The organism is Reichenbachiella sp. (assembly GCF_033344935.1).
Lineage (GTDB): Bacteria > Bacteroidota > Bacteroidia > Cytophagales > Cyclobacteriaceae > Reichenbachiella.
In genome coordinates this window covers 476,232-500,693 of record NZ_JAWPMM010000001.1, presented here as the reverse complement: position 1 = coordinate 500,693, position 24,462 = coordinate 476,232, and the positions used below count along the sequence as shown (strand labels likewise).

Annotated in this window: 17 protein-coding genes and 1 tRNA gene; 5 read left to right on the top strand and 13 right to left on the bottom strand. The window is 40.7% G+C overall.

What is annotated here, in order from left to right:
* Positions 1-46: 46 nt before the first annotated feature.
* Entirely contained in the window at positions 47-1,486 is a 1,440-nt protein-coding gene (locus R8N23_RS02045; protein WP_318169900.1) for a BatD family protein, read from the bottom strand.
* A gap of 366 nt (positions 1,487-1,852) precedes the next feature.
* Here R8N23_RS02045 and R8N23_RS02040 point away from each other — a divergent pair, with 366 nt between their 5' ends.
* Both R8N23_RS02040 and R8N23_RS02035 read left to right on the top strand, forming a co-directional pair.
* Positions 1,853-2,767, top strand: a complete 915-nt coding sequence (locus R8N23_RS02040) for a prolyl oligopeptidase family serine peptidase (protein ID WP_318169899.1) — start codon at positions 1,853-1,855, stop codon at positions 2,765-2,767.
* Between the two features lie 24 nt (positions 2,768-2,791).
* Complete coding sequence (locus tag R8N23_RS02035; RefSeq protein ID WP_318169898.1) at positions 2,792-4,396, top strand: mechanosensitive ion channel family protein; 1,605 nt, start codon at positions 2,792-2,794, stop codon at positions 4,394-4,396.
* Here the strand turns inward: R8N23_RS02035 and R8N23_RS02030 are convergent.
* Positions 4,386-5,057, bottom strand: a complete 672-nt coding sequence (locus R8N23_RS02030; protein WP_318169897.1) for a TVP38/TMEM64 family protein — start codon at positions 5,055-5,057, stop codon at positions 4,386-4,388. The genes R8N23_RS02035 and R8N23_RS02030 overlap by 11 nt on opposite strands.
* A 154-nt stretch (positions 5,058-5,211) precedes the next feature.
* Between R8N23_RS02030 and R8N23_RS02025 the strand changes: the two genes are divergently transcribed.
* Positions 5,212-6,351 carry a PLP-dependent aspartate aminotransferase family protein gene (locus tag R8N23_RS02025; RefSeq protein WP_318169896.1) on the top strand — a complete coding sequence of 380 codons (1,140 nt, stop codon included), beginning with the start codon at positions 5,212-5,214 and terminating at the stop codon, positions 6,349-6,351.
* A 49-nt stretch (positions 6,352-6,400) separates the two neighbouring features.
* Here R8N23_RS02025 and R8N23_RS02020 read toward each other — a convergent pair whose 3' ends face one another.
* The 6 genes from R8N23_RS02020 to gltB all read right to left on the bottom strand — a co-directional run bounded on the left by R8N23_RS02020 (position 6,401) and on the right by gltB (position 16,139).
* Positions 6,401-7,492, bottom strand: a complete 1,092-nt coding sequence (locus R8N23_RS02020) for an alpha/beta hydrolase (protein WP_318169895.1) — start codon at positions 7,490-7,492, stop codon at positions 6,401-6,403.
* Between the two features lie 112 nt (positions 7,493-7,604).
* A complete protein-coding gene (locus R8N23_RS02015) occupies positions 7,605-9,134 on the bottom strand; it encodes a hypothetical protein (protein WP_318169894.1) in 1,530 nt (509 codons plus the stop codon).
* A 35-nt stretch (positions 9,135-9,169) separates the two neighbouring features.
* Positions 9,170-9,658 carry a MepB family protein gene (locus tag R8N23_RS02010; protein WP_318169893.1) on the bottom strand — a complete coding sequence of 163 codons (489 nt, stop codon included), beginning with the start codon at positions 9,656-9,658 and terminating at the stop codon, positions 9,170-9,172.
* Positions 9,655-10,041, bottom strand: coding sequence for a DoxX family protein (locus R8N23_RS02005; protein WP_318169892.1), 387 nt, complete (start codon positions 10,039-10,041; stop codon positions 9,655-9,657). Before R8N23_RS02005 ends, R8N23_RS02010 begins: the two co-directional genes overlap by 4 nt.
* Positions 10,042-10,234: 193 nt before the next feature.
* Positions 10,235-11,650 (bottom strand): glutamate synthase subunit beta, encoded by a 1,416-nt coding sequence (locus R8N23_RS02000; protein ID WP_318169891.1) that lies wholly within the window; start codon positions 11,648-11,650, stop codon positions 10,235-10,237.
* Position 11,651: 1 nt separating this feature from the next.
* The gene (gene gltB / locus R8N23_RS01995) at positions 11,652-16,139 is read right to left on the bottom strand and encodes a glutamate synthase large subunit (RefSeq protein WP_318169890.1); all 4,488 of its coding nucleotides are present in this window, start codon (positions 16,137-16,139) and stop codon (positions 11,652-11,654) included.
* Positions 16,140-16,348: 209 nt separating this feature from the next.
* On the opposite strand from gltB, the gene R8N23_RS01990 reads away from it, so the two are divergent.
* Complete coding sequence (locus R8N23_RS01990) at positions 16,349-17,893, top strand: hypothetical protein (RefSeq protein ID WP_318169889.1); 1,545 nt, start codon at positions 16,349-16,351, stop codon at positions 17,891-17,893.
* A gap of 333 nt (positions 17,894-18,226) precedes the next feature.
* Here the strand turns inward: R8N23_RS01990 and R8N23_RS01985 are convergent.
* The 3 genes from R8N23_RS01985 to R8N23_RS01975 form a co-directional block, all read right to left on the bottom strand.
* Positions 18,227-18,301, bottom strand: a tRNA-Val gene (locus R8N23_RS01985).
* Positions 18,302-18,363: 62 nt separating this feature from the next.
* Positions 18,364-19,020 carry a DUF2461 domain-containing protein gene (locus R8N23_RS01980; protein WP_318169888.1) on the bottom strand — a complete coding sequence of 219 codons (657 nt, stop codon included), beginning with the start codon at positions 19,018-19,020 and terminating at the stop codon, positions 18,364-18,366.
* Positions 19,011-20,291, bottom strand: coding sequence for a UDP-N-acetylmuramoyl-tripeptide--D-alanyl-D-alanine ligase (locus tag R8N23_RS01975; protein WP_318169887.1), 1,281 nt, complete (start codon positions 20,289-20,291; stop codon positions 19,011-19,013). Before R8N23_RS01975 ends, R8N23_RS01980 begins: the two co-directional genes overlap by 10 nt.
* Positions 20,292-20,375: 84 nt before the next feature.
* On the opposite strand from R8N23_RS01975, the gene R8N23_RS01970 reads away from it, so the two are divergent.
* Positions 20,376-22,547, top strand: coding sequence for a T9SS type A sorting domain-containing protein (locus R8N23_RS01970; protein WP_318169886.1), 2,172 nt, complete (start codon positions 20,376-20,378; stop codon positions 22,545-22,547).
* Here the strand turns inward: R8N23_RS01970 and R8N23_RS01965 are convergent.
* Both R8N23_RS01965 and R8N23_RS01960 read right to left on the bottom strand, forming a co-directional pair.
* Positions 22,544-23,341 (bottom strand): amidohydrolase, encoded by a 798-nt coding sequence (locus tag R8N23_RS01965; protein ID WP_318169885.1) that lies wholly within the window; start codon positions 23,339-23,341, stop codon positions 22,544-22,546. The two genes, R8N23_RS01970 and R8N23_RS01965, sit on opposite strands and share 4 nt — an antisense overlap.
* Positions 23,329-24,462 carry a methionine aminotransferase gene (locus R8N23_RS01960; protein WP_318169884.1) on the bottom strand — a complete coding sequence of 378 codons (1,134 nt, stop codon included), beginning with the start codon at positions 24,460-24,462 and terminating at the stop codon, positions 23,329-23,331. Before R8N23_RS01960 ends, R8N23_RS01965 begins: the two co-directional genes overlap by 13 nt.

Sequence of the window (24,462 nt, the reverse complement as noted above, 5' to 3'; positions counted from 1 at the left end):
TTAATTGAAATTCGCTTCTGAAGTGCGATTTTATTAACAGGAAGTCCTATTTTTTGAACATTACCAAAGCCACGAGGCCAATCAATACAAATATGGCAATGTTGGCCATACTGCGCATGCGATCCTGGGCATCTAAAGGTTGCAATTGATTGCTCTGAATATCCATGGCATCATAAAACGATCCCATGTCATTGGACAGGATGTACTCATTTTTTTTGCTTTCTCCAGTCACAGTCAATATTATATCAGACCGAAGCGTGTCGTAGGTTTCAGTTTTTACATTGAAATAAATAAACTGAAGGTAATCTCCTAAAGCGTATTCTCCAGGCTCATTTGGGATACCGTAATAGCTGAAGGACTTGGTTCCTCTTACTTTCCCATGTCCTCGGCTAATATCCTGACGGATATTAGGAGAATAGATATCAAAATTCTCATCTTCATACAATCGAGGTTCACCGATGGCTGAAATGTTACCTTCGCCTGTGACGTCAAAGGCGTAGTTGAAGCTTTCTCCAGTCTTCAGTGTTTGGCTGGAGAGTTTTTCTTTCAATCTGTAATTCCCAACAGTCACACTTTCTTTGAGTGGATGCGGGGGCAATTCCTTTATAGTAACCTGTTTTGGTTTCGTATTGAATGTAACTATCTCCTCCTGCTTATTTCGTCCAAAGAAAGTCGGGTTTTTAGCCACTTTGTATTTGATTAAATCCAGACCGACTTTGGGAAAATTGATCGTTTCATTGTTCAATGGGTAATAGGCTGCCTGATAAATTTTAAACTGCGTGTAGCTTTCGCCATTAATTTCTACCGGTTCGCCTGTAATGTTGTCAATATTGAAATTCTCCTCCCAGCAGTTGGCTGGCTTGATTTTTTTCATGATTTCCGGAATCTGCTTGCTCAGTTCATAGAACCTCATGTCTGCGCGGTTGTTGCTGGCCACATAAAAAGCTAAAGTCAGCGTAAATCCTTCTCCTGGATAAACGGAAGATTTATCCGTGGTTAAAGCCAAAAAAGCATCGGCTTTCACATCCACAAATTCTTGCGGAGCCTCCTGCCTGCCAAAAAAGTCTTGAAATGGATCACTGCCAAAAGGGTCGTTGCGCTGTCTACGCTGGGCGGGTGGCCCTACTTTTATTTTTTTCCCTTTTACTCGATAGGTCTGTTCGTTGACTTTCATGACAAACGAATTGAGTGTGAATTCGCCTTCAGCTGTGGCTACATAATTTTGAATGATACTTTGAGAAGAGCTTCTTCTTCCGTTTATGAAGTTGGTAGAAGAGGAAGACGAGGTGCCCCGCTTTACAAATCCCGGAATTTCGGGAAACGAGGAATAATTCTCTAACCGTTCATTGTGAATAGTAAGCGTAATCGTAAAGGCTTGATTGCTTGCAATCTCATCTGGACCTAAGTCAATACTCACTTGCTGACCGAATGATTTAACACCAGTTAACAATAAAATAATTAAGAACAAAAACCCTACTTTCCGCATGACCGTTTAGAAGAATAAAATTGCTAATCTAAATGATATTTCTTATTTTCAGGTGCAATTTGATGGGTGGCAAACGTGTCACCAGGTTTATTTAATAAAATTTAACAAACCACTTAATCCATGCTGGAATATTCTAAAACAATTCTTTCAAAAGTCAGTTTTGATAAAAATTTGTTTGACAAAGAACTAGCAAAAGCAATCAGGCTAGTTGGAAGGGAGCTGGAAGCTCTAAAAAAATGGTGTTACGATAAGTTTGGCCATTTGTACCTCAGTATTCTAAATAAACATTTTAAATTGAATTAATATTAAGCTCCGAAATTCGGAGCTTTTCTTTTATTGTCGATTACCTTTTCATTCCTTCTTCAAATGTTTTTAATAAATTACTCTCAAATCATCCTAGCGTTGATTTTGCTTATCAATGCTCCACTTCTTCATGCTCAATCCACTGCCAGTTTAGAACGAATTTCTTACACCAGTGAAGCCGATGAATCGAAAAGAGAGTTCTTATTGTATTTACCAAAAGGCTATCAAGATGACCCGAAAAAAAAGTGGCCGGTCATGATGTTCTTGCATGGCAACGGAGAACGAGGAAATGGAACTACAGAATTGGACTTTGTCATGGTTCACGGCCCATTGTATGAGGCTTGGATACAAAAAAGAGATTTGCCATTTATTATCATCGCCCCTCAGCTGCACATGTTTGGTAGGGACAAATACGCTAAGTACCTCGCTGAACGCACTTTAGATCAGCTACCAAAAAGGCTTGAAACTGGTGTTCCTCCACGTGAACCTAAATGGGTCATTGATACACTCATGCAAGGAAGTCCGGCAGATGAAGTTTATCCCTACAAGAGTTATGGACCTCCAATGGGCTGGGAGCAAGTAGAAAGTGACCTACTGAACATGCTTGATCAGGTGAATACTAATTATCAAACTGATCAATCGAGGATTTACCTAACAGGTTTGAGCTACGGCGGGTTTGGCACGTGGTATATGGGGAGTAAACATGCAGAGCTTTTTGCCGCCATCAGCCCAGTAGTCGGCTGGGGACACAAAGACTTGATGAAACCCTTGGCAGAAAACAAAGTACCCATCTGGTGTTTTGCAGGAGGTCGAGATTTAGTGATTAAAGAACAGTATTTTTATCCTGGTCTCAATGAACTAGAGAAGCTGGGCCATGAAGTTCGGTTTACAGTCGAAGCAGACATGGGTCATGACACCTGGAAACGGGTATACGCAGGCGGAGATCTTTATGCTTGGTTTTTGGCTCAACGGAAATAACTTTACAGGATAAATTCGATCAACATGCGAAATATTTTCATCTGCCTTTTCATTATTTACTCTCAGTCGATTCTGGCAAATCCCAATGACACGATTACCAGTAGACTTGAAACCCCCTATCTGGCACTAAATACGTTCGTATCCAATATTTCGTCTGAAAATAGTAATTGGGAAGCTGCTTCTATTCTGTTCAACAACCCGCAGATGACTGTGGGGCAGAAGGTGAAATACGCTAAGAAGCTAGAGCAGGTGTTAGACGGAGCCGGGATATTCATTTTCTTCGATAAGGTGCCAACCTATCCAGATTATTTTGATTCCGTGCACAATGAACATGTATATGTAATAAACAGCAGGTACCCGGAAATCTTCCTACAAAAAAAGCGAGGACGCTGGCAATTTCAACCTGAGGTTATGGAATCCATCGATCAGGTTCATGAAGAATTATTCAAATTCGATCCCAAAAATTTGATCGGATTAGAAATGGAAAAAACAAGTTTGAGCACCTATTTCCTAGGGTTGAAACTTTGGCAATGGATAGGTATTGCCATCCTTTTTGCGCTTTGTTTTCTTATCCGATATATCTTCTCCATCATCTTCGAACGCATATTTATTCGTTTACTGGATAAAATTGGTCAACGGCACATTGGGAGTAGATACATCTTGCCCGTGGCCAGGCCAGCAGGAATGCTCATGGTATTCTTTTTCATTGGAGCGCTTTATCCAAGCTTAGAATTACCTCGGTTGGTTGGCTACTATGTAGTGCTCGCCCTGAAAGGTTTGATCCCTCTTTATGGCATGATCGCACTTTATCAATTGACTAGTGTGATAGACGTCTATCTAACCCGTTTGGTCAACCGCACGGAGAGTACATTAGATGATCAGCTTATTCCTATTATCAGAAAAGTGCTAAGGGTAGGCGTGGTTGTAATCGGTGGTTTGGTCATTCTAGATAGCTTGGATGTACCTATCTTACCTCTTTTAACTGGTCTTTCTATTGGTGGCTTGGCCTTTGCTTTAGCTGCTCAGGATACCATCAAGAATTTTTTCGGTTCGTTCATGATTTTCGTGGACAAGCCATTTCAAATTGGAGATTGGATTGTATCTGGAGACATCGATGGTATGGTCGAAGAAGTAGGGTTTAGGTCTACAAGAATACGTACTTTCAGAAACTCGGTAGTCTCAGTGCCTAATGGCCAATTGGCTGATCGAACCATTGACAACAATGGCCTGAGACGAATGAGAAGGTTTAAGACCACTATTCAAATCAAATACGACACCCCACCGAGTCTCATTGAAGCTTTTGTTAAAGGACTAAACCGTATCGTCAAAGAGCACCCTAAAACCAATGATGAAAAGTACGAGATTCACTTTAATGATCTCGGCGCCCACTCTTTAGATATTTTGTTTTACATATTTTTTGAGGCCGCTTCATGGACTGATGAGTTGAAATTCAGACAGGAAATCTTATTGGATGTACTGAAATTGGCAGAACATTTGGGTGTTGAGTTTGCCTATCCTACTCAGACTTTGCATGTTGAAAATATGCCGGGGCATGAATTTTTTGATCCTAAATACATCAAAGATCAAAAAATGCTCGACGGCAAATTGGATGAGTTTTTTAAGGCTTAGGTTTCAGGATATAAAATAACCCAAATATACCTGCAACACTGAGCACTATAAATAGTCCAAAGTAGTCATTACTTTGCACGGCTTCGACGAGCATGGGTGCCTGCGCACCCAACCAAATAAAGAAAAGTGTGCGCGGCAACATACCTAAGAGACCGCTCAAAAAGAAAGGTCCAAACCTGACGCCAGAAACTGCTAAGACTACATTCATTAACCCAAAGGGTAAAGCCGGAGAAATCCTCGCCAGAAATGTAGTGAGCCATTGTCGACTTTCAACATTGGCAAAAATAGGAGCAGACTTGGGGAACCTTTCCTCTACCCAATCTATTGTATGGTTATCCAATTTTTGGGCTAACCCATACCCCACTAGAGAAGCCAATTGATAACTCAGCACCACAGGAATAATGGCATGGTATCCTAAAAAATAACCGCTTACCAAAGAAATAAAAGTAGTAGGAGTAATCGCCAGTCCCATGCTGAAAATACAAATGGTAAAAAAACACAACCACTGTAATAAGGAAAATGATCTGATCAATTCTTCATGCTCAAGTGCCAAATAGGAAAGCGATACTGTTGAAAACCAAGGCATCAGAGTCATCCAAGCCATAAGCATGAACATGCCGCTTCGATTATTGAAAAATGAAGAATATCTATGTTTATTCAAGTATGAAAATAGTCTATTCAAAAAAACACGGCGAATATGCGATATTGATTACATTTGTCGCTCAAAATCACGAGAGAATTACTTAAATTAAAGTGGTGCAAAGCGAAGTTAATTGCTTTCACAACAAAGCATCACTGCATTAAAATAAGAAATTATGAAATTTGGTACTAAAGCCATTCATGCAGGAGTAGAACCGGATCCAAGCACAGGAGCCATAATGACTCCGATCTATCAAACTTCAACCTATGTGCAACCATCACCTGGTCAACACAAAGGTTACGAATACTCAAGAACACAAAACCCAACAAGAGACGCGCTCCAAAATAACTTGGCAGCCCTGGAAAATGCACAACATGGTTTATGTTTCGCATCTGGCTTGGCGGCTACTGATGCGATATTGAAATTATTAAAGCCTGGTGATGAGGTTTTAGCATCTAATGATTTGTATGGTGGCACTTATAGAATCTTTACGAAGATATATCAGGATTTCGGCATCAAGTTCAAGTTTATTGACATGAGAGACTTGAATAGAATCTCAGAACACTTCTCGAACAAAATCAAAATGGTGTGGGCCGAAACCCCATCAAACCCAATGATGAACATTATTGACATCAAAGGGCTTTCTGGTGTTTGTAAAAAATTTGGAGCCATGTTTTGTGTGGACAACACATTTGCCACTCCATACCTGCAAAACCCTTTAGATCTAGGCGCTGACGTAGTATTACACTCTGTGACCAAATACTTAGCCGGTCACTCTGATGTAGTGATGGGTTGTTTGATGACTAACCATGATGTACTCAAAGAAAAGTTAGCTTTCATTCAAAACTCAAGCGGCGCGGTAGCTGGTCCTCAGGATTGTTTCTTAGCCTTAAGAGGGATTAAAACCTTGCATATCAGAATGCAACGTCACTGTGAAAACGGTCGACGAGTAGCTCACTTTTTAAAATCACACCCTAAAGTAGGAGAGGTATACTGGCCTGGGTTTGAAGAGCACAAGAATCATGACATTGCTAAAAAGCAAATGAAAGATTTTGGCGGTATGATTTCATTCGTACTGAAAAATGATAAAATCGATGATGCGATTAAAGTGATGGAAACGCTTAAACTTTTCGCTCTAGCAGAATCTCTTGGTGGAGTAGAGTCGCTTTGCGGTCATCCAGCAAGTATGACTCATGCAGCTATTCCTAGAGAAGAGCGAATCAAGGCTGGACTCAAAGACTCACTCATTCGACTAAGCGTGGGTATCGAAGATGTAGAAGACTTGATCGCTGACTTAGAAAAAGCACTAGGATAGTACCATTCAGAATATTTCAAGCCTGATAGCATAGCGTTGTCAGGCTTTTTTAATTCTGGTCCTCAAACTTTTTCGACAAGTACTGATACTTCCTTGAGGCAGCACTTTTTGGAACAGATTTTTCAAAAGCCAATTTGTAATATTTGATGGCTAATTCTGTCTGATCCAGATACTCATACACCTCGCCCAAAGAGCCATGCAGATCGGCCGAATCAGGGTGTATGGTAAGCCCATACTTTAGAAGATTAACCGCTTCTCCTGGTTTGCTTTGAAATAAAATACCTGCCGATTCACCAAAGGCGCCCACCGGAATTTTAACTTGAAAATCATAGGCTTTGTCTAAGTCAGCGTAGTAGCCCTTGATTTCTTCAACACCTTTCAATACAACGGAGTCTGGTATATAAAAATCGTTGAACACAAATTTCAACCCATTATAAATTCCCTCGGCTAGTACATCCACATGAGAGGAAGATATCAATTCGAACTTCCATTTTAAGTTTTTCGGACTTAAACTATCTATGAGGTTCTTATACTTTTCGAGCCCTACAGCCCTTGGTCCTGAGCCCTCTGTTCCCGCATAGAGGTATCGGTTTTTGTAATTATGCTTGCTCAACTGCTCAGAGAAAAAGGCCGCCGTTTTAGGTCCAACGCCTGTTCCTGATTGAATATGCGCATCAAACAAATCAGGTTTAGTAACAAAAAACTGCATACTGATGTCAGAAGCTGATGACCAGCCATAAATGATATCAAAGCCATTGGTACGGTAATTTGAATCAATGAAAGGCTTCAATTCAGACTCAATAAATTCAAGGAATTTGGCATACGGGTCTTTATCATCATTAGTAACATATACATCTCTCAGTCGGTCAATATTTGGAATCCCCACTACAATAAGTGGAGGAATATGACCAAAAGCATTGGACAAAAAGTTAACAGTACCAGCAGCGTAGTCATATACATATTCCCCATCCAGCACATAAAGCACCCCGTAGCTATCAAAAGTATTATTATACTCCTGTGGAAGTTGAATATTGATCGACCTATCTTCTGCTAGCGCCCTTGATTGTATCAAATGTGTGATTTGTGCTAATCCAGCTTGAGTACAACAGGAAAAAACAAGAAAGGAGAAGAGTAGCTTCATAGTCCTGACAGTTAATTATTAAGACTAATCTAACTAGTGGTAATTATCCCCACAATCTCGCCCAGATAGATGAATGATTGCTCAGGTCAAAACACTGAAACCTCAAGTTTTTTTAAGTGCCCTTATTATCAGAAAGTACCTCATTCATGTCGATGATCACTTCATCTATCTCTCTTGCTGATTGACGAATGTATTCCGCTATTTCTTCTCGCTCGGATGGAATCTCAGTGTTTAATATATCTACCAAGCCTAACAATCTCGCCACAGGAGCACGCGTGCGATGTGAATTATGATAAGCTGCTGCTTTAATTTTTTCACTTTGTTCTACCACTTCTTTGGTTCGTCGCTCGATTTCACTCTCTAAGCTGTGGTTCATTTGTTCAAGCTTATCTCGGAACTTCTTCTGTGTACGGTGCAGTCGATAAAAATTAAATGCAAGCAAACCAATACTAAAAAGCAATAAACCAAGAAGCCAATTGATTATTATGTTTTGGCGGTTTTTATGATCTAATAGATCAATGCGTTCTTCCGCCTGTGACAAGTCATTTTCTGCTTTGGATAAGTCAAAATTGATTTGAGCAATTGATTTATGAATTTCGTTTATGGCTTCATACTGCTCATTTAAAGACTCGAATGCCGCCTCCAAGTTTCCCGTAGACTTATAATACCTGTGTGCCACATCCATGAATATCTGATGAATGTATTTATTCTTTAAATACTTCGAATAGTATTCTGCTTTCTTGATGTGATAGATTGCGCTGTCCTTCATTCCCAATTGTAGATAGGCATCCGCTAATACACTATGTAAGCCACCGACACTTTCTACACTGTTCTTTGCTGTGGAGTAGGATAAATCTTCCAGAGCTAACGGTATCATACTTTCATATTCTTGATTGAGGTAATGCAAGTATGACAGGTTTCCAGTGGTATTGTAGTAAGCATGTTCGAAGCCTTTTTTCTTAGCCAGAGTGATCACATGTTTCAGTACTTTTTGTGCGGGCCCAATGCTATCTCGATGCAGATTTGATATGGTAGTCCATAATGTAGCATTGTGATTCCAGAGTGTGATTTTAAACTTTTCAAGTTGATCCTTGTTTTCAAAGACATCTACATCTGGGTTTAATGAATTAAATAAGTAGTTGATTTCATCAAAACCTTCATCATACTGACCTCCAGATATGAAATTTCGGACCTTGTAACTTCTAGAGATCAGCGCCATAGGCTCATTTTGACTTTCTTCAAATTTTACAATTGACTGATCCATCAATAGATTGGCCTTATCATACTTTCCCAAATGCTGATAAAGGCTCGCTTCGGCCAATGATAAATATTGCTTATACTCTTTCAGGCTTTCCTCTTTTGAAAACCAACTTTTAGCCTCGATCAACTCCTGTGTAGCTTTGGGGATATCACTGATAGAAAGACGAAGGGATTTTGCCAAATGACAGAAAAATATTACTTCAGGTTTTTCATTATTCAGTTGAATAGAATCGTAGTAAGCTGCTGTATATTTATTGTTAGAATCCTCAGCGGTATTGAGGAAAATGTATATGACTTCCCTCTGATTGACCTCATAGCTTTGTCCAAACCCTTGATAAAAAGTTAGGAACACAAATACCATATAAAGGAAGGAGGTTTTCATAAATATTGATGTACCTCTAAAATAGTAAAATAAGATTAAATCTGCTGGTAGCAATTCATCACAGCTTCATATGAGTCTTCTGATGTTATAAAATACCCGATTTGCCACTTTTGGCTTCTAGTGGCTTGACTATTCGTTGGTTCATCCCAGGGTGGATAAACACGAAAACCTCTTTTGCCTTCTTTCTTGTTAGAAGTTATAATTCCCTTTTCAATAAGGATTGATTTTGGAAAAACAAATTGGCCTAATTGATCTTCATTTCTAACATTGATAACCAATAAGTTGAAATTATCCGATTCTTCAAAAGGCTGAGTAATCCCTTCGGATGATCTCTTCCAAACGGTCACAAACTGCCCTACTTTTTTGGGAGTGATTTTGGCATTTCGGCTTATGATTTTCTTTCCATTAATTTCATATCTGCAGGCACCATATTCTTGGCTTTCTTTTTCTTTTTGAAAGCAAGAAATAATAATTCCGTGAGAGTCATAAAAACTCTTTTTAAATGAAAGAATTGGATCTATCATTCGTCTGTTGAAGACACTAACAATAGGCATAAAATTAGTAAGACGCTGTACTCAGCTCCACCAGAGCCATAACCGACAACAAACCAACCATTATTAATATGAACCAGAATAATGCCCATGAACAGAATAGATATAAAACCAGCGCAAATCACTCGATGAAAATAACCAAGAGCTAATAAAACTCCTCCAAATAGTTCAAAAACAGTTATGCTCCATGCTATTGCAGACCCAATGAAAAACCCTTTTGCATTCAAAAACTCTCCAAACCCACCAACAGTTCCGGCATAGAGCCGGATGGCACCATGTGCCATAAGCATGAGACCGACCGAAAAACGAATTATATTTAAATATTGTGATGTGGTTAGGAAGGGAAATGATTTCATACTCGTAATGTATTGGGTGAAAGATAACAAAACAACCGAATCACATCATTACACTACTATAAACAAAAAAACCCCAATACCTAAACCACTGGTACCGGGGTTTTAATCCAACAAATGACTTCCGACTAGGTTGAAGCCCTTACCAACTTCTATATGAGAAAACTACTTAGCATTCTATCTAGATTTACCATTTTTATTTGGTTAAGAACTTGTTGACTGAATAGGCAGCTTTGCGACCTTCGCTGATGGCCCATACCACCAGGGATTGGCCTCTTCGGCAATCGCCCGCTGCAAATACATTTTCTTTATTGGTTCGATACATCTCATCTTGGATGTTGCCACGCTCATTAGTTTCTATACCTAGTTCTTCGAGCAACCCTTCTTTTTGTGGGTGCATGAATCCGATGGCTAGATAAGCTCTTTCGCATGGCAAAACACGCTCAGATCCTTCTATTTCTTCGAACTTGAATGAGGCCTTGTCGGTCCATTCTACATCCACTACTCTTAGGCCTGTTACTTCACCTTTGTCGTTTCCGATAAACTCTTTGGTGAGTACCGACCAGTTTCTTTCACAACCTTCCTTTTGAGAAGTAGAAGTTCTCAAAACCATTGGCCATTCTGGCCATGGGTTGGCCTCCGTTCTGCCTTCAGATGGTTTGTCTAGTAATTCGATCTGAGTCACACTTTCTGCCCCTTGACGGATAGAAGTACCCACACAGTCGGATCCTGTATCACCACCACCGATCACAATCACGTTTTTGCCAGCAGCGTTCATTTCGGCTACTATTTCAGCATCTTCGCCAGACACTACTTTATTTGAGTTTTTCAAAAATTTCATGGCCAAGTGAATACCATTCAATTCTCTTCCTGGAATCGGTAGGTCTCTGGCCACGGTACTACCCGTACAGATCGCAATGGCATCAAATTTTGTTTCGATTTCTTTGGCAGAAATGTCTTTGCCAATCTCCACACCACATTCGAATTTCACACCAGAATCCTTCATCAGATTCACGCGTCTTTCGACAACAGTTTTCTCCAATTTGAAATCAGGAATACCGAACCTTAAGAGTCCACCAGGCTGTGTGTCACGTTCGAAGACTGTAACGTCATGTCCTTGCTTGCATAGCTGATCTGCAGCAGCCAATCCTGCAGGTCCAGAGCCGATGACGGCCACTGACTTGCCAGACTTGATATTTACGGTATGAGTGGTTTCCCAACCCTGTGCAAATGCTTCTTCTGCAATTGTCTTCTCGATATGCTCGATACTTACCGGGTCATTGTTTAGTCCCAATACGCATGAACCCTCACAGGGTGCAGGGCAAATTCTACCGGTAAATTCCGGGAAATTGTTGGTGCTTTTTAGAATGCCCCAAGCTTCCTTAAATTCATTGCGATACACAGCGTCGTTGAAATCAGGAATCTTATTGCCTAGCGGGCAACCACTATGGCAAAATGGAATCCCACAATCCATACATCGAGCGGCTTGCTCGTTGGTTTCTTCTGCTGAAACAGGCTTTACAAATTCTTTGTAATGCTTCGTTCTTTTTTCCACTTCCTCATACTGGAGGCTGTGTCTTTTATAAGTCAAAAATCCATCTACCTGTCCCATATTATGCGATCTTTTCTTGTTCTAACTTTTTCTTTTCCAATATCAGCTTGTACTCGGTAGGTATCACCTTCACAAACTTATTTTTAGCAGTCTCCCATTGGTCCAGAATCTTGAATGCTTTGTTGCTCTTGGTATATCTAGAATGTTTATTGATTTGGTTCTGGATATACTCGAAGTCTTCAGCGCCTGGTGATTCTAGCTCTACCAGCTCCATGTTGCATTTAGATGCAAAATCGAAGTCTTCTACATAGATGTAAGCAATACCACCACTCATACCAGCAGCGAAGTTTTTACCCGTTTCGCCTAGTACGATTACTCGACCACCTGTCATATATTCACAACCGTGATCTCCAAGACCTTCTGTCACTGCTTCTGCTCCCGAATTTCTCACGGCGAATCTTTCGCCTGCTTTTCCGTTCACATATAGCTCACCAGAAGTAGCTCCGTAGAGACAAACATTACCTACCAGGATGTTGTCTTCAGGCACGATGTCAGACTTGGTGTGTGGATAGCAAACTACCTTACCGCCAGACAAGCCCTTGCCTACGTAGTCATTGGCTTCACCTTCAAGGTTGAAAGTAATTCCCTTGGCCAAGAAGGCCGCAAAACTCTGTCCTGCCGATCCGGTGAATTTCACCTTGATTGTATTTCTGTCCAATCCTTTAGGGCCATGGGCTTGCGCCAATTCGCCTGATAGCATAGCTCCAGTAGTTCGGTTCTGGCTATTGATCGGAACATCTATTCTTACTTTTTCTTTATTCGTCAAAGCAGGTTGTGCCTCTTTGATCAATTGTCTATCCAAGACTTTCGTCAATTCATGATCCTGATCTTCAAGTTTACAAGACAAGTGATCTTTTGGCTTGAATGGGTTTTGAAGCAACGCTTCCAAATCGATATTACCCGCATGATCTTTAGCTTTTTTTCTATCGAAAGTCAACAAATCAGTTCTTCCGACCAACTCAGCTACAGTTTTCACACCTAGCTCTGCCATAATCTCTCTGAGTTCTTCGGCTAAGAAGTTGAAGAAGTTGACAATGTGCTCCACCTTACCAGAGAATAGTTTCCTCAATTCAGGGTTTTGTGTAGCTACACCTACAGGGCAAGTATTCAAGTGACATTTTCTCATCATGATACAGCCTTCTACTACAAGAACAGCAGTAGAAACACCCCACTCTTCAGCACCTAAAATCGCCGCAATGGCTAGGTCTCTACCAGTACGCATCTGACCGTCTGCCTGAAGTTTCACCTTCTTTCTTAGGTCGTTTTTCTCCAGCGTCTGGTGCGTTTCCGCCAATCCAATCTCCCAAGGAATACCTGCATGATGTACAGAACTAATCGGAGATGCTCCTGTTCCTCCATCATGGCCAGCGATCAAAATATTGTCGGCCTTGGCTTTAGCCACACCAGCCGCAATAGTACCTACACCAGCCTCAGCCACCAACTTCACGTTGATATCAGCCTTTTCGTTGGTGTTTTTCAGGTCATAAATTAACTGCGCTAAATCCTCAATCGAATAAATATCGTGATGAGGAGGAGGTGAGATCAATGATACACCCGGTGTAGAATGTCTGATTCTACCGATTGTTTCGTCTACCTTTTTCCCTGGTAATTGACCTCCCTCTCCTGGTTTTGCTCCTTGCGCTATTTTTATTTGAATTTCATCTGCGTTCACTAGATAGTGAGCCGTCACGCCAAATCGCCCAGAGGCTACTTGCTTGATGGCCGACCTTGACAAGGTGCCGTCTGCATTTGGTGTGTATCTGATGGCATCTTCTCCACCTTCACCACTGTTAGATTTTCCTCCAATGAGGTTCATCGCCTTAGCGATGGTGGTATGTGCTTCTTCTGAAATAGACCCAAAAGACATCGCACCAGTAGCGAATCTTTTCATGATTTCTGAAGCAGGCTCCACTTGATCAATCGAGATAGATTTCTTGCCATTGAATTCGAACATACTTCTCAAAGTGATGTTCTTTTCTGCTTGATCGTTGATCGCCTGACTATAAGTTTTGAATAACTCATAGTTTCCACTTCTAGTGGACTTTTGTAAAGAATGGATGACTTCAGGAGTGAACAAGTGTCGCACACCATCTCTTTTCCATTGGTACAACCCACCAGTTTCTAAATCAGCTTTTTCGTTGGCAGGAACGAATGCTGCTTTGTGATTTTCCAGTATCTCTTTTTCGATTTGCTCGAATCCTTTACCAGAAATTCTAGATGGCGTACCTCTGAAACACAAGTCTGTTACCTCAAGGTCCAAACCAATAATTTCAAAAATCTGAGCTGACTCATAAGACTGGATGGTCGAGATGCCCATTTTAGAAAGAATCTTTCTCAGCCCATAACCTATTGATTTTCTGTACTGCTCAAACAACTCAGTGCCTGACTGGCTCAGCGAAGCACCTTGGTGCAAGATGGTCTCTACTGTCAGATAAGGATAAACCGCTGTCGCCCCAAATCCAACTAATGTCGCTATATGATGCGTTTCTACTACATCTCCACCTTCAATCACTAAGCTCGTTTTAGCTCTCAATTTTTTCTTTAGCAAGTACTGGTGTACTGCTCCTGTAGCCAACAAACTTGGAATTCTTACGCGATCTACGGAAACGTCTTTATTCGAAAGAATCAAGATGTTGGTCCCAGCTTCAACTGCCTTGGCCGCCTTCTTAGACAATATTTTGAGCGCACTTTGCAGATCGTTGTCTTTTGGATCGTAAGTAGCGTCAATTACTTCCGAAACGAATCCACTAAATTTTACATTTCTGATGAATTCAAACTCATGAGCGGACAGCAGCGGATTTTCTATTCTAATCTTTTGTGCATGCTCTGACTTATGCTCCAGAATGTTCTCGCTATTACCTAAATAATTGATCAGCGACATCACAGATCGTTCCCGGATCGGATCAATTGGCGGGTTACTTACCTGCGCAAATATTTGCTTCACATATTGAGATAGGTGCGTCGGGTTTTCTCTGAATACTGCTAGCGCTGTATCATTACCCATAGACCCTAATGGCTCAGTGCCATTTTTCATCATTGGCTCAAGAATAAACTTGATATCCTCTTGAGTGAAACCATTAGCTATTTGCTTTTGTAGCAAATCATCCGCCTGAAGTGATTGATCTAACGGTTTGTCTTTAATAAAATCTGATAGGTGAATTAAATTCTCTTCTACCCATTTTTGATATGGCTGATCTTTCGCCAGTTTGTCCTTTATTTCCTGATTGAAAGAAATTGTTCCGGTAGTCAGATCCACCATGATCATTTGGCCGGGTCCTAATCTTTCATTTTTCTTGATTAGCTCAGGCGCAATTTCTACCGCACCCACTTCAGAACTCAAGATTAAGCGATCATCTTTCGTAGCGATAACTCGAGAAGGTCTTAGTCCATTTCTATCCAAACTCGCTCCAATAGTATATCCATCAGTATAAACTAAAGACGCTGGTCCGTCCCACGGTTCGAATATAGTAGAATGAAATTCGTAGAAGGCTCTTTTCTCAGGACTGATGTCAGTTTCTTCTTGCCACGCTTCTGGTACAAGCATAGCCATCGTATGCTGTAAGCTTCTACCACCCATGATCAACAATTCTAAGATGCCATCTAAGTTGGCCGAATCTGAGAACTGCATGTTACAAATAGGAGTAAGTACCGCAATCTCCTCTTCAGTAAAATCTGTAGAAGCCAGCAAGGCCTCTCTAGACACCATCTTATTAATATTACCTTTGATCGTATTGATCTCACCATTGTGCGCCAAAAATCGGAAGGGCTGGGCCAATCTCCACTCAGGGAAAGTGTTGGTAGAGAATCTTGAGTGTACCATCGCTGTGGCCGATGTATATCTCTCATCATTCAAATCCAAGTAATACTGATTCACTTGCCAGGTTCTCAACTCACCTTTATAAGTAATGGTAGAGCATGAGAAAGAAGCGATGTAGAAATCCGAGACTGGATAAGTTTCTCTTACCTTGTGCTCAATGTATTTTCTTAGTACGTATAGTTTTCTGTTGAGCTCTTTGCCTTCATATTCGCCTTTCTTTACGAACAAGTGATAGATAGATGGCTCCGACTGCTTGGCAATTCTTCCAATTTTTTTTGAGTCTACAGGTACTCTTCTCAACCAAATTTTATCAAAGCTTAATGCTTCAATTGATTCTTGTACTATTTCTAAAATTCCTTTTTTGTCGTGTCCCTTAGGAACGAACAAAGTGCCAACACCATATTTGCCTTTGGCAGGAAGTGTAATTTCATTTTCTTTAGCTACTTCATTGAAGAAGTCGTAAGGCAATTGGGTCAATACACCTGCGCCGTCACCTGTTTCTCCATCTGCTGCTACTCCTCCACGATGCTCCATCTTTTCGAGCATGGTCAATCCATCTTGAACAATTTGGTGAGAAGGCTGGTTCTTTATCTGGGCGATAAATCCTATCCCACAAGAGTCACGCTCAAATTCCGGAGAGTATAATCCCGTTGTTTTCTGGTAATTTTCCATATAGATCAAATGCTTACAAGGATAACCTCTCTCATTTTGGGGAAATTGTTGCTTGGGTTGCTAACAAGAGGTTTTCCGATATTGAGGAGTAAAACTATATTTTTTATATATTGCAAAAACTAAGTATCCAGAAATGATATGAAGTTCAACATTAACCCAATAATGTATAATGAATTGATTGTCAAACTATTACATACTTAGAAAATACAATGGCCAAAACTTCACACGCACAGCCACTTTTTCAATTGATCCATGCTTTGACCAAATCGGAGAAGCGAAGTTTCAAATTATATGCAGGAAAGGTAAGTGACCCTGCCGAAGCCAAATTTGTAAAACTGTTCGATGTCCTAGAGGGCATGGAGGTCTACGATGAAGATCAAATCTTTAAAAAGATGCCAGATCTGAAGCGTTCACAAATGGCGAACATGAAATCTCACCTGTTTAAGCAAGTGCTCATGGTGCTACGCCAGAGTCAAATAAAAACGGATGTAGATATCTCGCTTCGTGAAAATCTGGATTATGTCAGACTGCTTTTCAAAAAAGGTCTGTACGAGCAAAGCATGAAAATGCTGCAAAAGACCAAGGCTACGGCGAATAACTACAAGAAGAATATTTTCAAACTAGCACTTCTCAACTACGAAAAAAATATTGAGAATCAGCAAATGTTGTCCCTGGACCAAACCACTTGTTTAAAGCTCGACAAGGACACCAAAAGCCTGCTGCGCAAGATCAATGTAGCACAGGCCTTCTTCTCACTGGCGCTTCGAATGAAAGCCCACTTTCTCAGAAGTGGTATGGCGCGTAACGAAGATGAGTTGGAAAAAATCAATAAGATCTTTTATGGCAACTTGCCAGAGCATGATAAAACGCACTTATCCTTCAGTGAGCAGTATAACATGTGTAGAGCCTACTATTGGTTTTCATATATCACGCAAGATTTTCAATCATGTGTAAAGTATACGGAGATTTGGGTCAGCATTTTCAAAGAAAGTAATCTTACACACCTTCGTCATGCCGAATTCTTAAGAGGACTTAATAGATTGTTGCAATCACTTTTTAGAATCAATGACGTAGATAGATTTAGTATCTACTACGAAGAGCTGCTAGAGTTTGAGAAACTGTATGCTAAAGCGATTGATAGCAATAGTAAACAACTTCTAGTTCGATGTTTGACAATCCAGACTTTGAACAAATGTTTCTTAGAAGGCGATTTCAAACAATATGGACCAAGGCTAGAGCGCTATTTAGGCAAATTAGAAGAGTCGCTTGAGTATGTAGACAGCAACAACCAGCTGGTGGTGTTCTACAAAGCGGCTATCCTATATTTCGGACTAGGCAAGTATGAAAAGAGTCTGGCCTATCTGGATCGAGTAATCGACAATAAGAATGATCAGCTGCGTGAAGATTTGAAGAGTTTCGCGTACATCTTATATCTGATTGTTCTTTACGATATGAGAGATTTGGACAATTTGAAAACCATGAGAAATCGAGCTTTCGTTTATTTACGTCAACGAAACATTTTGGGGCAGTTCCACCATATCATTCTGCAGTTCTTGAAAAAGACAGAAGACATCATGCCTCTCGATTTGAAGGGAGAGCTGATCACTTTGAGAACTAGTCTGCAGGGACTTCTAGAAGACAAGTTTGAAGCGAAGCCATTACTTTATTTTGATATAATGAGTTGGTTGGAAAGTAAAATTACCAGTCGTCCATTCCATGAGGTAGTGAAGGAATTGGCCGAGAGTAAGCACTAATCGTCTTCCCAAAACAAGTGGTCAGACGAATGGTAACACCTGATTCGGTTGAAGGTTATTCAGGCATTTGAAGGTAATTAGATTTAGGCAAGCAGCGACTCGTCAGACCACTAAACTCTAAAAACAAAAAGCCATTTCGATATCGAAATGGCTTTTTAAGTAGTGGGCGCTGAGGGATTATTTCATGATCCCCATTAGCTAAATGGGTCGTCAATCTTCAAGCCTTATTCGCTCCGCTCATCCGCCTTTTATTTTTTTCAATCAAGTATATACAAGTACAACTTTCTGAAAAAAATAAAAGCCGCATATCGTTTGATATGCGGCTTTCGATTGTGGGCGCTGAGGGATTCGAACCCCCGACCCCCTCGGTGTAAACGAGGTGCTCTGAACCAGCTGAGCTAAGCGCCCTTTATTTGGGTGTGCAAAAATAGATTATGATTTTATATTACCAAATCTTTTCAGAAATATTTTTAACTAATTGCTTCTTTTAAGTATTTGTTGAACTCATGGGCCTTTTTATAGGTCGAAACCAACTCTTCAAAAAAACCATCAGACGTAAGTTCCTTCTCACTAAATTCTTTAATCACATAGAAACTTTTTAGTCTTAGCAACTCAATGTTTGGGTGATCCTTTGGATACCCTTTTGGTGCCGTCTTTAGCTTGTCGCCTTTGATGTCTACAAATGTTTCCTTGAAATCCTTTGACGCCAACAGCTTTTTCAACCCCTCAGGATTGTAATCGATTTCTTGTCGAATAGCAGCTAAAGTTTCAGGAGGTGGCATATAAATTCCTCCTCCAGCAAAATTTTGTCCTGGTGCAAGGTGCATATAAAATCCAGTGCCTTCTGTCTTTTTCCCATTGGCACCCATTAGGGCTCCAAAGTTGGTTTTGTATGGTGTTTTATCCTTGCTGAATCGGATATCTCTATTGATTCTAAAAACACATTTTTTAGGGTCTACACCGGTCAATTCAGGATCAAATTTGGCGAGCTCGTCAATGATGTTTTGAACCAACCCTAAAAACTGCTTACGGCAGGCTTCGTAGGTCTTTCTATTGGTGTCAAACCATTCCTTATTGTTGTTGACTGAAAGGTCCTTTAAAAATTGAATGGTGGGTTTTAAGTCCATAGGTCAGTACGTTCTGTGAGCTGCTCCATTCGCATGCCTCTCGAACCTTTGATCAAAACTGTGGCTGCCGAAAGTGGTTGCTTCTGAAGCAATGAAATTAGCTCTTCTATTTTTTCAAAAACTTTTGAATTCGAATGATTGTGAGCCTTTTTAAAATCATTCCCTACCAAATACACCTCATCAAGCGATAAGGTTTCAGCGTAGTCAATAATTTTTTTATGCTCGTCAATCGAATATTCCCCTAGTTCTTTCATGTCTCCAAGAATAGCCACCTTCTGATCGCTCTCTATCACAGCCAAATTATCCAACGCTACTCTAATAGAATCTGGGTTGGCATTGTAAGCATCAAGCACGACAGTATTGGAACTCAACTCTATCAGCTGAGACCGGTTATTATCCGGCATATAACCATCAATAGCCCGATAGGGCTCTTCCACTTCAAAATAATTTCCAACTGTAACAGCCGCCGCAATATTTGAAAAATTGTACGCGCCAATCATCTCGGTTGCATGGGTTTCTCCATGTACATCTTGGTAATGGACAAAAGGAGTGGCTGATTTCAGCGAACACAATTGATTAGGATATGTAATTGCATTCGGGAAACGTTTGGACATATTTTGTAAGACCCGGTCATCCATATTGATGAAAGGGATCCCGTCTGTTTTTCTCAGATAATCAAACAACTCACTTTTCGCTCGAATAATGGCTTCTTGCCCACCAAATTCTCCGATGTGTGCAGTACCGATATTAGTAATCAAACCGTGGGTGGGTTTTGCCATTTCGCAAAGCGCCGCTATTTCACCAATGTGATTAGCTCCCATTTCAATAATGGCAAACTCTGTATCTGACTCAATACTGAGTAGTGTCAGAGGCACCCCTATATGGTTATTTAGATTCCCTCGGGTATATCGAACCTTTCGGTCCGTAGCCATGACCCGGGCAGTCAATTCCTTGGTAGACGTTTTTCCGTTGGAACCTGTAATTCCTAAGAAGGGAATATCAAATTGATTACGGTGATGACTGGCTAATAGCTGAAGAGTTTCGAGTACATCCTCTACCAGATAGAATTTGTCATTAGCTAGATCTTGCGGCTCATCAATCACCGCCAAGAGCGCTCCGTCTTCTACGGCTTTAGCGGCATAAGTATTGCCATTAAAGTTATCTCCTTTCAGCGCAAAGAAGATTTGATTTTTTTGAAGTGAACGCGTGTCGGTGCAAACACCGTCACTTTCTAAAAATTTTTCGTAAAGGAAAGAAATGGTTTGATCCAAATTTGTTGTTATTTGTATGGCAACGCACAAATATATTGAGCAGCACCCAATAATTTTGATTATTGTCTGTTTGATTGTCGATGCATGCATGAGCGCCGAATGATTATGGTCAGAATTTCCCTCTTCTTCTTGATCCTGCTGACTTTATGCCAGACGCTTCTGGCACAAGTTGAACTCGAATTCATCCAACCTTCTGTTACTTATAACGAAACAACACTTGACTTAGCTTTTGCAGGTGGAATCAACAGTGCCCAATACCAAACCATAGATTTGGATGGAGATAAAGATTTGGATCTGATCCTTTTTGACCGATCCTCAGATAAAATAAATGGGTTCGAAAATACTGGTGATAGATATGTCTATCAGGCGCATTTTGAGTTTCTATTCCCAGAAGATATTCAACATTGGGTGGTACTAGCTGATTATGACTGCGACGGTCAAAAGGATCTGTTTACATATACTGGTCAGGGGATTCGAGTGTTTAAAAATTTAGGGACGGAAAACAACGTTTCTTGGCAAGAAATAGCCAACCCGCTAAAAACACAAGGCTCCAGCTCCTCTATCAATTTGTTTTTCAACCCTACAGACATTCCGTCCATTGCGGATCTAGATGGTGACGGAGATTTAGACATTTTAGTTTTTGACTTTGCTTCGAGTAGCCAAATAGAATTTCACCAAAACCAGTCGATAGAAAACACAGGCGCCTGTGGCTTAGACTTTGTTAGAGTCACTCGAACTTACGGTAATATTTTAGACTGCGGATGCGATGCCTTTTTAGTCAACCAACCTTGTCCATCCTCAGGAAGAATCCTTCACGCTGGAGGAAAAGCGTTGCTCTCCTTGGATTATGACAGGGATGGGAAAATGGATTTAGTGTTGAGTCAGGAAGCATGTGAAAACCTTAATTACTCCAATAATATTGGAACACTCACTGAAGCATCATTCACCACTTTCGACAACCGGTTTCCTTCCCTCATCTCCAACATTGGCTTGACTTCTTTCCCTTCTGCTTTTTTTGAGGATGTCACTTTCGATGGAAAAAAAGACATTCTCGTATCCAGCAATGAAAGATCGAACTCAGCTCGTGACATAGACTTTAAAATGTCGAGTTTCCTTTTTGAAAACGGAGGGTCTTCATCAGAAAATCAATTCGAAAACTCTAGTGTTTTCTTACAAGACCAAATGATTGATGTGGGTGAGTTTGCCTATCCAGCCATTGTGGATGTCGATGGAGACGGATTAAACGATTTGGTGATTGGAAATGCAGGTAGCCTGATAGATGATGAATACAGTTCCACCCTCACTTATTACCGAGCCAGCGCCACCGGGCTGGAATGGCAAACGGATGACCTATATGGTTTGTCGACGCTTGAATACACTGAAATAAAACCTCAATTTATTGATCTTAATAATGATCAAAAGCTAGACTTAGTGTTTTCACTCGTGAATAATGCGCTTGAGACCCAACTAGCCTATATATTAAATCAAGGCGAATCCTTAACCACTCTAGACCCTTCGCGAATTCAATTTCTTGATACCGAAATTTCCAGATTGGATGACTATGTGCTGGACGACATAGACGAAGATGGATTGCCTGATTTGTTGCTGGGTTTATCCAATGGCCAACTCAATTATTATAGCAATACGGGGTCTTCAACTCAAACAATTTTCATGTTGGATACAGAAAATTTTTTAGGGCTGACTGCTGATAATGATAGAAGTAATTTATCAATTGCAATAGGGGACCTTGATGGCAACTCCGAAACAGACTTAATTACAACAGACCGAACAGGAAAAATAAAAATCTATTCGGATTATCATTCTGGTAATAGTTCAGCACAAGAATCTTTGGTTAACATTCCAAATTCGGAAGTTCTTGTTTCCACACGATTAGGTAGAATCTCCAAGCCTGCTTCTGCTGAATTATTGGGTCGAAATGTGATAGTCATTGGGAGCATTCAGGGAGGGCTTAGACTTCTGGCTACAAGTGGTACATCAGGAGAAACCTCACTAAAACTTAAGGCTTTCCCCGTTCCTAGTTCAAAAGATAAAACAATCAGTTTTCAATCCAACTTATCAAACACACTCGTGGAAATCTATTCTTTAGCAGGAAGCAAAGTGGCTGAACTAAACCTCGCCAGTTATATCACCGAATCCATTGATTTGAGTAATCTCGAGGATGGGCTCTATCTCGCTAAGGCTAGCACTGGGAACCAACAGTGTACGGTAAAAATATTGCTTGGCGGTGGTAACTAGTTCTTAATTTCAAATTCATCACTATCTGCCACAAAAGGATACTTCGTTCTAAATTCATCCTGTTGAGACTTCAGTAGCTTTTGTATAATGATACCTTCTTGATTGTCCTTAAAATCACGCGTCTCACCCAAATAATCATACACTCCACTGTGTCCCACATAGGCATAGCCATTTCCATCTTCGCCTATTCGGTTGCAGCCTAACGTGTAGCTTTGATTTTCGATAGCTCTAGCTTTTAGCAGCGTATCCCAAGCGTTGACTCTTGGCTTCGGCCAACTGGCCACATAAAGTAACAAATCGTAATCAAAAGAATTTTTCACCTTATCGAATTTGTTTTTCGCCCAGGCGGGAAAGCGCAGATCATAACAAACCAATGGGCAAATTTTCCAGCCCTTGTATTCTATTATAAGTCTTTCTGTGCCCCCTTTGAAAAACATTTCTTCCTTTGCTAGGGAAAACAAGTGACGCTTGTCATAGGTTTGAAATGAGCCGTCAGGAAATGCCATAAAAAAGCGGTTGAAATAATCTGTTCCTTCTTTCACGATATAACTTCCGCCGACTAGTGCTTTCTTTTGATTGGCCATTTGGAGTAGCCATTTATGTGTTTTCAGACCAGGTACTTCAGCCAATTTTTCTGGGGTCATCGAAAACCCTGTGTTGAACATTTCAGGAAGCACAATGAGGTCTACCGGTTCGGTGATGCTCCAGATTTGTTCTTCAAACATCGCCAGATTGGCGTCTACATTCTCCCAGTGGAGGTTGGACTGAAGAATGGCTACAGTTAGATCTGACATAGTTTCAAGGCGGCTTGTTTCAGTGTTTCTTCGCTCTTTGCAAAACAAAGACGAATTTGTTTGTTGTCCGAGTGGTCCGTATAAAAAGGGGATAATGGAATGGATGCTACGCCATGTGTTTTAGTAATCCACTCTGCCATTTCCCTGTCGGGCTTATCGCTGATGGCTGCGTACGAGAAACTTTGGAAATAAGTACCCCTGCAGGTGACTGGTTTGAACCTGGAATCTTCCATCAAACGAAGTAAAACATCTCTCTTTTGCTGAAAAAAATCAGGGAGATATTCATAATGGTCTGACTCTTCTAAATAATCCGCCAACGCCCATTGGGTAGCTGTGCTCACACTGAAAACTAAAAATTGATGGACCTTTCTTATTTCTTCTGTAAGATCACTTGGCGCTATTGTATAACCCATTTTCCATCCGGTCGCATGAAAGGTTTTTCCAAAAGAATAAATAGCCACACTCTTTTTTCTAAGTTCCGCATTCTTCAGTACCGAGCTATGGGTTTCTCCATCATATATCAAATGTTCATAAACTTCATCGCTTATCACATAGATTTCTTTGCTGCGAGTCAGCCTCTCCAACTCATTGATATCATCCTCCCTAAGAATAGCTCCGCTAGGGTTATGCGGTGTGTTGATTATTATGAGTTTGGTCTTAGCAGTAATTTTTCTTTCCACTTCGTCCCATGGAATAGAAAAGTCAACTTTGTCCAAGTTGATATTCACAGGTACGCCTCCGCATAACTGAATGGTGGGTAAATAGCAGTCATAAGCAGGGTCAAAGAAAATCACTTCATCTCCGGCGTGTACAATGGCAGTAATTGCAGCAAATAAAGCTTGAGTAGCTCCTGCTGTCACTGTTACTTCATCAGGAGAAATAGAAACATCATAGGTATGATCTATTTTCTTGGCTATGGCTTCGCGCAAGGCAGGTACTCCTGGCATTGGCGCATATTGATTCATCCCCTTTTGCATATAGTGATGTATCCTGTCTATCAGCTTAGGAGCTACATCAAAATCAGGAAATCCTTGCGCCAAATTGATTGCCCCGCACTCATTGGCCATTTTCGTCATTACGGCGAAAATGGAAGTTTGAGCATCAGGGAGTTTGGATATCAT

Coding starts and splice junctions, on each gene's coding strand:
- R8N23_RS02010 (WP_318169893.1), bottom strand. CDS start 9,658: ATGATAGATCCAATTCTTTCATTTAAAAAGAGTTTTTATGACTCTCAC.
- R8N23_RS02025 (WP_318169896.1), top strand. CDS start 5,212: ATGAAATTTGGTACTAAAGCCATTCATGCAGGAGTAGAACCGGATCCA.
- R8N23_RS02040 (WP_318169899.1), top strand. CDS start 1,853: ATGTTTTTAATAAATTACTCTCAAATCATCCTAGCGTTGATTTTGCTT.
- R8N23_RS01965 (WP_318169885.1), bottom strand. CDS start 23,341: ATGTCAGATCTAACTGTAGCCATTCTTCAGTCCAACCTCCACTGGGAG.
- R8N23_RS02020 (WP_318169895.1), bottom strand. CDS start 7,492: ATGAAGCTACTCTTCTCCTTTCTTGTTTTTTCCTGTTGTACTCAAGCT.
- R8N23_RS02045 (WP_318169900.1), bottom strand. CDS start 1,486: ATGCGGAAAGTAGGGTTTTTGTTCTTAATTATTTTATTGTTAACTGGT.
- R8N23_RS01960 (WP_318169884.1), bottom strand. CDS start 24,462: ATGATATCCAAACTCCCTGATGCTCAAACTTCCATTTTCGCCGTAATG.
- R8N23_RS01980 (WP_318169888.1), bottom strand. CDS start 19,020: ATGGACTTAAAACCCACCATTCAATTTTTAAAGGACCTTTCAGTCAAC.
- R8N23_RS02035 (WP_318169898.1), top strand. CDS start 2,792: ATGCGAAATATTTTCATCTGCCTTTTCATTATTTACTCTCAGTCGATT.
- gltB (WP_318169890.1), bottom strand. CDS start 16,139: ATGGAAAATTACCAGAAAACAACGGGATTATACTCTCCGGAATTTGAG.
- R8N23_RS02015 (WP_318169894.1), bottom strand. CDS start 9,134: ATGAAAACCTCCTTCCTTTATATGGTATTTGTGTTCCTAACTTTTTAT.
- R8N23_RS02005 (WP_318169892.1), bottom strand. CDS start 10,041: ATGAAATCATTTCCCTTCCTAACCACATCACAATATTTAAATATAATT.
- R8N23_RS01970 (WP_318169886.1), top strand. CDS start 20,376: ATGCATGAGCGCCGAATGATTATGGTCAGAATTTCCCTCTTCTTCTTG.
- R8N23_RS01990 (WP_318169889.1), top strand. CDS start 16,349: ATGGCCAAAACTTCACACGCACAGCCACTTTTTCAATTGATCCATGCT.
- R8N23_RS02000 (WP_318169891.1), bottom strand. CDS start 11,650: ATGGGACAGGTAGATGGATTTTTGACTTATAAAAGACACAGCCTCCAG.